Origin of the sequence: Alkalispirochaeta alkalica DSM 8900 (assembly GCF_000373545.1) — a bacterium.
Lineage (GTDB): Bacteria > Spirochaetota > Spirochaetia > DSM-27196 > Alkalispirochaetaceae > Alkalispirochaeta > Alkalispirochaeta alkalica.
Genome location: NZ_KB891703.1, coordinates 46,495 through 54,947 on the forward strand (window position 1 = coordinate 46,495; position 8,453 = coordinate 54,947).

Consider the following 8,453-nt stretch of genomic DNA (forward strand, 5'->3'; position numbering starts at 1 on the left):
CCACAGGAGCGGCGCAGGTGTGTTACACTTTGGAGCAGGAACCCCGTTACCCCCAAAGGAGTGATCTGGCATGAGACTGAAAAAAGTAGCCCTCTTCAGCAACGAATACCCCCCCAACGTCTACGGCGGCGCAGGTGTTCACGTGGAATATCTCAGCAAGGCCCTGGCGGAGTTTGTTCCCGTGGAGGTGCGCTGTTTTGGAACGCAGGACAGTACCGAAGGAAACCTGCGCGTCCGGGGGTATCAGCCCTGGGACGAGATGGCCTGTAACACGGACCCCCGCTTTACCAGCGCCCTGGGAGCCTTCTCGCGGAGTCTGGCCATGGCCAAGGATACCCTCGATGCCGATGTGGTCCACTGCCACACCTGGTACACCCAGATGGGGGGGCTCCTGGCGGCCAAGCTCTGGAACATCCCCTTCGTTCTTACCACCCACTCCCTGGAACCGCTCCGGCCCTGGAAGGCCGAGCAGCTCGGTTCGGCCTATCACCTGAGTAGCTGGATGGAGCGCACCGCCATAGAGAACGCCGATGCCGTGGTGGCCGTCTCCAAAGAGACCCGAAACGACATCTTTACCCACTTCGGGGCTGCCGAGGCGAAGACCGAGGTGATTCACAACGGAATCGACCTGGAAGAATACAGAAAGGACCCCTCCACGGAGGCTCTGAAGCGCCACGGCGTCGATCCCGATCGGCCCTACGTACTCTTTGTGGGGCGCATTACCCGCCAGAAGGGGATCATTCACCTGGTCGACGCGATTCCCTGGATCGATCCGGGAGTCCAGGTAGTACTCCTGGCGGGAGCACCCGATACGGACAAGATCGCCCAGGAGATGAACGCCAGTGTTGCGGCGGCCCGGAGCTCGCGTTCCGACATTATCTGGATAGACCAGATGCTCCCCCGGGACGAGACGATCCAGTTTTATTCCCACGCGGCGGTTTTCTGCTGTCCCTCGGTGTACGAACCCTTCGGGATCATCAATCTCGAGGCGATGGCCTGCGAGACCGCCGTGGTGGCGTCCCGGGTCGGGGGTATCCCCGAGGTTGTGGTCCCCGACGAGACGGGCCTGCTGGTCGATCTCGATCTGGAACGGGGAACCTTTATTCCCCGGGATCCCGAGATGTTTTCCCGTGATCTGGCCGAGGCGATCAACCGGGTCGCCGGAGACAAGGCGCTTGCCAGGCAGATGGGGCAGGCCGGGCGCCGCCGCGCCGAGGAGCATTTCAGCTGGCGTGCCATCGCCCGGAAGACCCTGAACCTCTACGAGGCCCTGCTGGAGCGGCGGGCCGCCGAGGTCTAGTCCCGGGAGTCCGATCCCGGCACGGGGCCGGGCACCACGGGGAGAACCAGGCCGATGCCCTCCTGATCCCCCCGGGGGGTGTCCCGTTCCCTGCCGGAGGGGCCTGTCCTTCCGGCGGGGATCGGCCGAAGCGGAAAAAAGAGGGTTATTCCCAGCCCCGTCAGGAGTGCGATCACCAGGATCAGGGCGATCGCCAGGGGAATTTCGGCTGTGGAAAAGGAGTCGGTCACGGCTCCTACCAGCGGAGGGCCGAAGATGCCGCCAAGTCCGCCCCCGGCCATAACGGCAGCGGCGACGCGGGCAGCCCGGGACGGGAAGACCCGCCGTATCCAGGAAACCGTGGCGGGGTAGACCGGCCCCATGAAAAAGCCCGTGGCAATATAGGCCAGAGGGGCTGCGGGCTCGAACCGGGCCAGCAGAAACATGGCCGTGGCGCAGCCGGCGCTCCCCAGAACCATGACGTGGGGCGCCACGTGGACGCTCAGGGGAACCGCCGCGAGCCGGCCGGCGCTCACGGCGAGCCAGACCATGGCCATGGTGGATGCCACGACGGGCGGTGTGTGGTTCCGTGTCAGGCTTGTGGGTATCCAGTTCGACGCCGAGGCTTCGGCGGCGATATAGAGCGCGAGAAAGACCAGAAAGACCACCGTTCCCGCCAGGGCTGTCCCCGCCCCGGAACGGTCCGTCTCCGCCACGGGGTGGTGCTGTCTCAGGCGAAGGGTCATGGCCAGGAGCAGGAGCGCCACGGCGCCTCCCGCCAGGAACGCCAGGCGGTGCCCTCCCAGGGAGAGCGAGGCCCCTGCCAGAAGGGGCCCCAGGATCGCCCCGATCCCGAAAAACATGTTTGTCAGGTTCAGCGCCGCCGCACCCAGGGGGCCAAAGTAATCGTCGATAAAGAGATTGAAGCTCACCAGGGTTCCAAAGCCCAGCCCCAGCAGAAGCGCCGAGGCAAGGATCCCTCCCCAGAGGGTGCTCGCGGCAAAACCGGCGTACCCCGCCGAGAAGATACACGCCCCGGCCACAATAACCGGCTTGAACCCCGTTCGCCGCAGGACAAACCCCGCCGCCAGGACCGCCACGGTGGCGCCGAAAAAGTGAAACGAGGCGATCAGCCCCACGGCAGAACCCGAAAGGGAGAGACTCTCGCGAAACCAGGGATAGAGCGGCCCGTACAGGGCCTGGGAGGTTCCCAGGGCAAGAAAGGCCAGGGAGGCTGTGAGGAGCAGATACCGCCGATCCTTGTCCCGGAAGAGATCTCTGAGCGTCATAGGTTCATGGTCTACCATAGCTGGCGGGGAAAAGAAAGAGGGGCCGGGGTGTGCTGCCCCCTCGGGCCCGGGCAGATCGGGGCCTCAGGCTGGCGCGTCGGGCCGGGGCTCCAGGGTTTTCATGAGCAGGGGAACCCGGGCGTTCATGTGACGGATCGCCTCGGCGATGTTCAGCGCGTAGTCCCCCATATGCTCCAGGTGGCTGATCACGTCCAGCACCAGGAGTTCGCCCTTGAGATCGGCCCCTTGCTGGATTCTGCGGCGGGAAGATTTCTTCAGGATGTTCCTCAGGGCGTTGATCTCTTCCTCCAGCCTCCGGGCCTGACGCAGATCCTCGTCGTTACCGGGGGTGAGCAACCGCTGATCTACCAGCCCGGCAAAGTCAATCGCCCGCCGTGCGTAGGGTTCCAGCTCCCGGATCGCCTCGTCGGAGATGGTGATCTTCTTTCGCTGGCACCGGTCTGCGGCGAGGGCCACGTTGTAGCTGCTGTCGGCGATGCTTTCCAGCTCGTCCACGATCCGCAGCAGGGCGATCGCCGCCGCCGTGGTGCTCTCCCGGGATGCATGAAAACCGAAGGATGCAAGAACAGCCGAGATCTGTTCCTGCATCTGATCGGTGTAGTCCTCGCGATCTTTCAGGCTGAGCAGGCGCTCCTCCGTTACCTCCAGGGGGTTCCGGAAGAGGCTCCAGGAGTCGGAGATCATCGATTCCACGATCCGGGACATCTGGACCACCTCGTAGCGTAACTCCAGAAGGTACAGCTCGGGGTGGCTCCCGGCGTAGGTGGCAGCGATCGGTACCTGGTAGGCCCCCCCGGGAACGGCGGAGGGTGCCCTATCGGGCACCATACGCTCGGCCAGGTGCGTCAGGAGGGGAACAAACCAGATGAAAATGAAGGTGTTCACCAGGTTGAACCCCGTGTGAAACAGGGCGAGCCTGGTGGGCAGGAGCCGTGAACCGGCGATGTAGTCCACCAGCCGCAGGGCCTGGGGGAAGAGGATGAGCATCCAGAGAACACCCAGGGCGTTAAACACCAGGTGGGCCCGGGCGGCCCGGCGTCCGTTCACCGTCCCTCCCACGGCTGCCAGGTTTGCAGTCACGGTGGTCCCGATGTTCTCTCCCAGAATGATCGCCGCAGCCACGGGAAAGTCGATCCACCCTGCGTAGGCCATGGTGAGGGTGATTGTCACCGCTGCCGACGAGGACTGGACGATCACCGTCAGGAGGGCCCCGACACCCACAAAGAGGATTACCGAGAGGATGCCCCGCCCCGAGAGGAGGGCGATCCGCTCCAGTATCTCGGGATGAGCGCCGATATCGGGAACGGCATCCTTGAGAAAGGAGAGCCCCAGAAAGAGCAGCCCGAATCCCAGAAGGGTCTCTCCCAGGTCGGGTCTGCGCAGGCGTTTGCTGAAGATGAGAATCGCGCCGAGGCCAACGGCGGGCAAGGCCCCCGCCGAAATATCCACGGAAAACCCCAGCAGGGCGATTACCCAGCCCGTGACGGTGGTCCCCACGTTGGCCCCCATGATGGCGCCGATCGCCTGGGACAGGCTCAGGAGGGAGGCGTTGACAAAGCTCACGATCATGACCGTCGTGGCTGACGAGGATTGCACCAGAACGGTGACGAGAAACCCCGTGAGGACCGCTGCACAACGGTTGGCTGTTACATAGTTCAGAATGGATTGCAGCCGGTCCCCGGCGACGCGCTGGACACCGTCGCTGAGGAGGCGCATCCCGTAGACCAGAAGGCCAAGACTTCCAAGAACGTGGAAAAACTGGTATATCGCCATCATGGTGCGTTCCGGCTGTACCTTACACGAAAGCGGAGAGCCTGTCGCCCTTTTTGACCCCCTTTCGGCAGAAAAAAGGCAAAAACCTCTGGTTTGATGCTTTTGACGACCCAGCTTTCACAGCCTGCGGTGAGACAGGTTCTCCGGACTGGCGTGATCCCCGAAAGCCGTGGTATCGTGGAGGGTCTTACTGCACCACAGACCCGCGCCACAGACCCACACCACGGGGGGCACGCTGGAACGGGACAGGATGAAACATAAGGAGGTACGATGGAACAAACGCTGGATGATATTACCCGGATCGTGCTGGAGGCAAAGGAGCGCGCCTACCGGGAAACGGATAACGAGCCGGAACCGAACATGGCCTCCTCCCTGAACTGGCCGATCGAATGTACCGTGGGCCCCGGCCTGGAAGGGGCGATCGCCTGCGAGACCAGGATCGGTTACGTCAACGGTGCCAAGGGATGGCTCATCTACCGGGGGTACGATATCTTCGACCTCTGCGCCTATTCATCCTTCGAGGAGACCTCGTTCCTGCTCCTCCACGGGAAACTCCCGTCGGCGACAGAGCTGGAGACCTTTTCCAAAACCCTGCGGCGCCGCATGTTTATCCCCAAAACCCAGCGTCTGCTCCTGAGCTTTCCCGTGGAGAGCATGAATCCCATGGCGGCCCTGCGCCTGGGCACCAACCTGATGAGGCAGAAACAGACCTACCAGGATCACCTCTCGGAGAGCTCTTCCCAGGAGGCTCTCCACAGCGATGACGATTCCATCGCCATGGAGACGGTTCCCGAGGGCAAGCAACACCCGGTCTTCCAGTTTCTGAAGGGGCTCTTTCGTCCCGTCTCCACGGTGGAGCCCACCGATCTGGTCAGTTCCGACGAGACCGAGAGCTGCTACAACCTCATTGCCGGTGTGGCCAGCGTGGCCGCCGCGATCGGCCGGGCCAGGGAAGGGCGGATTCCCCTGGAGCCTCTGCCCGATCTGAGCTTTGCCGGGAACTATCTCTACATGCTCACCGGGCGCCGTCCCACGCCGCTGGAGGAGCGGATCATGGACGTCTGCCTGATCCTTCACGCCGATCACGGCATGAACGCCAGTACCTTCGCCTCCATGGTGGTGGCCTCTACCCTCTCCGATATCTATCTCGCCATCGGTGCGGGGATATCGGCCCTGAGCGGCCCGCTCCACGGTGGAGCCAACGTGGAGGTGGTGAGCATGCTCGAACGCATCGGCAAGCCCTCGGCGGTGAAGAAATGGTACCGCACGGCGATGGAACAGAAGAAAAAGGTCATGGGCTTTGGCCACCGGGTCTACAAGGCCTACGATCCCCGGGCCCGCATTCTGGGACCCCTGGCGGGCATGCTGGCCACGGAGAACCCCGAGCTCAAGACGATGTACCAGACCGCTCTTGCCCTGGAGCAGGAGGTGGTGGCTCACCTGGGGGACAGTAAAAAGATCTTCCCCAACGTGGACTTCTTCTCAGGTATCGTCTACCGCAGCATGGGGATCCCTTCGGATCTCTACACCACGATTTTTGCCGTTTCCCGCGTCTCCGGATGGTGCGCCCGGGTTATGGAGTACATCGAGCATAACCGGATCTTCCGGCCCCGGGCCCTCTACACAGGCCGATTCGACGAAAAATACGTTCCTCTCCAGGACCGTTCCTGACCCCGGGACCCCGCCCCGGCTGCCCGGGGCCCGGGTCTCTCAGGCGGTGACGGGCCAGNCCGCCTGGAGGGTGGCGTAGTTGCGCTCTGCCACCGTCCGGAGCCAGCGGGGAGCCTGGGGCGTGGCAAGAATGATCTCGATATTCTTCCTGGCGGCCTCGGGGTTGTTGAGTTGCATCTGAAGCGCCGAGAGGGCGTGGAGGGCCAGCATATCATCGGGAGTTTCTTCAAGAGCCTCCTCGAGCAGGAATCGGGCATCTTCGGGATTTCCCCGATAGATCCGGGCCATGGCGAGATTCCTCAGAATCGACCCCCGGCCGACCCTGGCCTCCTCTGCTGCGGTTTCGCCCGAGGGGAGTTCGTCGGGTTGGCCCTCCCGGGGTGAGCCCTGGGGGTGCAGGGAGAGCTCGCGCAGGGCGCGAAGGAACCATTCCTCGGCGGCGTCAAGATCGCCCCTGCGGAGACAGGCGCAGCCCAATGCTTCGGGAACCTCGAAGGAGGTGCTCCCCAGAGCCCAGGCTGTGGTGAGCGCCGCGATGGCTTCCTTCTGGTGGCCGGTCTCGGTATAGCATATTCCCAGGTAGCACCAGGCATCGGCCCGGTGGGGTTCGTCCAGAACAACCCGGCAGAGCTCCGCTATAGCCCGGGTAAAGAACCGACGGGAAACGAGGTGCTGAAAATGTGTCACGGGAAGAGACTGTTCCATTGACATCCTCCTGAAGTGAGGGTAAAGATAATTAGCTTCGACTAACTTACCCCGTCCCCAGGAATAAATCAACGGGAACGGTCAGGAAATACCTGCGATTTTATTAGGAATCATTCTTAATAACAGTGGCCGGGAAAGAAAAAATCTGTTATATTGGATGCGGAGAGTACATCCGGTTACCACAAAAGACGGTACCAGGGGGTACCAAAAAAGGTATCAAGAAATCTGGCAGAAGAGATCTGGCAGAAAACACGAAAGGAGCACATATTCATGATGGCACAAACGCAGTTTGACAAGGCGGCAACCGAGGCGGTAGGACGGAGCCTGAGCACCCTTCTCGCTGATCTTCACATTTACTACGGTCACCTCCACGCATTGCACTGGAATATCGAGGGACCCCAGTTTTTCACCGTTCACAAGGAGCTGCAGACCATGTACGAGGGGGTGGCCGAGTTCATCGACGACACGGCCGAGCGTATCCTCATGCTGGGGAACCGCCCCGCCACAACTCTCAAGGAGTATCTGGAGACCACCTCGCTGGAGGAGCTTCCCAGCCGCAAATACACCGCCGAGGAGACGGCCCAGATCGTCCTCAAGGACCTGGCGCATTTCATCGGGCTGGTGCGCGGCCTGATCGAGACCGCCGGTGAGCACAACGACGAGGTCACGGCCGATTTCGGTGTGGGAATGCTGCAGGAGTTCGAGAAGCAGAACTGGTTCTGGAGCGCCTTCGCCAACTGATTGACTTCGCCAATCGGGCGCCTTCGCCAGTAGTCTGACCGGGGTATTTCCCCCATGGTCTGGCTGGCACTGCCCGCTGCCGGTGGCTGATCACCCGATCCGCTGCCGGCCGGGCAGGTTTCTCTGGATGCAGTTCCTTTTCATCTGCTATACTCCCTCCCTATGCGACGTTCCGTATCTCTTCTTTTTGTATGGGCCCTGTTGTTTGCCTTTGCCTGCGCTACTCCCCCCGAGGTGGAACCTCCGGTCCCCGAGGTGCCCGAGGAGCTGCCGGAAGAACCGGAGGAGCCGGTCGATCCGGTAGAAGCTGCCTACGAGGCGATCAGCCTCGCAATGATGCTGGGGGATCCCCGGGAGGCGATCGACGCCTTTGAGGCGGCCCAGCTGGCAGATCCCGAGTCGCCGGAGACGCAGATTCTCCTGGCTCATCTCTATCTCGCTGCGGGTGATCTCGAGCGTGCCGAGGCGCTCCTCCAGGAGGTTCTGGAGGATCATCCCCGGCAGGGCGATGCCCTCTTCTCGCTGGCCCTGATCGCGGGGGCACGCCAACAGACCGGGGAGGAACAGCGTCTGCTGGAGGAACTTCTGGAGATCGATCCCGGACGCCCCGATGCTCTTGCGGCCCTGGGGGAGCTGCAGCTGCGGTCCCGCCGGTTCGATCCCGCCGAGCGTTCCTTCCTGGCTGCTCTGGACAGTGATCCGGGCAATTCCACGGCCCTCCTGGGGTTGGGTAACCTGGCCCTGCGCCGGAGCAACCCCTCCCGGGCCGAGCGATACCTGGACAAGGCTGTGGAAGTGGCTCCCGAGATTCCCCGGGGGTTTTCTGACCGGGGCCGGGCGCGGGCGATCCAGGGGAAGTTCGCCGCTGCCGAGGCGGATCTCAACCGGGCGATCGAGCTGGACCCGGAGTTTTTCTGGCATTACTACGACCGGGGCGTGGTTCGGATGGAGCGGAACAACTTTTCCGGCGCCCT

The 8,453-nt window shown here is 62.7% G+C and carries 7 protein-coding genes; 4 read left to right on the top strand and 3 right to left on the bottom strand.

Going from position 1 to position 8,453, the window contains the following annotated elements:
• Positions 1 to 70: 70 nt before the first annotated feature.
• A complete protein-coding gene (glgA, locus tag B071_RS0106690; RefSeq protein ID WP_018526332.1) occupies positions 71 to 1,300 on the top strand; it encodes a glycogen synthase in 1,230 nt (409 codons plus the stop codon).
• Here glgA and B071_RS0106695 read toward each other — a convergent pair.
• Positions 1,297 to 2,568, bottom strand: coding sequence for an MFS transporter (locus B071_RS0106695; protein ID WP_018526333.1), 1,272 nt, complete (start codon positions 2,566 to 2,568; stop codon positions 1,297 to 1,299). The two genes, glgA and B071_RS0106695, sit on opposite strands and share 4 nt — an antisense overlap.
• An 84-nt stretch (positions 2,569 to 2,652) precedes the next feature.
• On the bottom strand, positions 2,653 to 4,365 hold the full coding sequence (locus B071_RS0106700; RefSeq protein ID WP_018526334.1) for a Na/Pi cotransporter family protein: 1,713 nt from the start codon (positions 4,363 to 4,365) through the stop codon (positions 2,653 to 2,655).
• A gap of 267 nt (positions 4,366 to 4,632) precedes the next feature.
• Here B071_RS0106700 and B071_RS0106705 point away from each other — a divergent pair, with 267 nt between their 5' ends.
• A complete protein-coding gene (locus tag B071_RS0106705; protein ID WP_018526335.1) occupies positions 4,633 to 6,033 on the top strand; it encodes a citrate/2-methylcitrate synthase in 1,401 nt (466 codons plus the stop codon).
• Positions 6,034 to 6,072: 39 nt separating this feature from the next.
• Here the strand turns inward: B071_RS0106705 and B071_RS0106710 are convergent, their stop codons facing one another.
• Positions 6,073 to 6,744 carry a tetratricopeptide repeat protein gene (locus tag B071_RS0106710; protein WP_083914584.1) on the bottom strand — a complete coding sequence of 224 codons (672 nt, stop codon included), beginning with the start codon at positions 6,742 to 6,744 and terminating at the stop codon, positions 6,073 to 6,075.
• A 264-nt stretch (positions 6,745 to 7,008) separates the two neighbouring features.
• Between B071_RS0106710 and B071_RS0106715 the strand changes: the two genes are divergently transcribed.
• Positions 7,009 to 7,479 carry a Dps family protein gene (locus B071_RS0106715; RefSeq protein ID WP_018526337.1) on the top strand — a complete coding sequence of 157 codons (471 nt, stop codon included), beginning with the start codon at positions 7,009 to 7,011 and terminating at the stop codon, positions 7,477 to 7,479.
• Between the two features lie 162 nt (positions 7,480 to 7,641).
• On the top strand, positions 7,642 to 8,453 hold an 812-nt coding region (locus B071_RS16335; RefSeq protein WP_018526338.1), incomplete at its 3' end, for a tetratricopeptide repeat protein.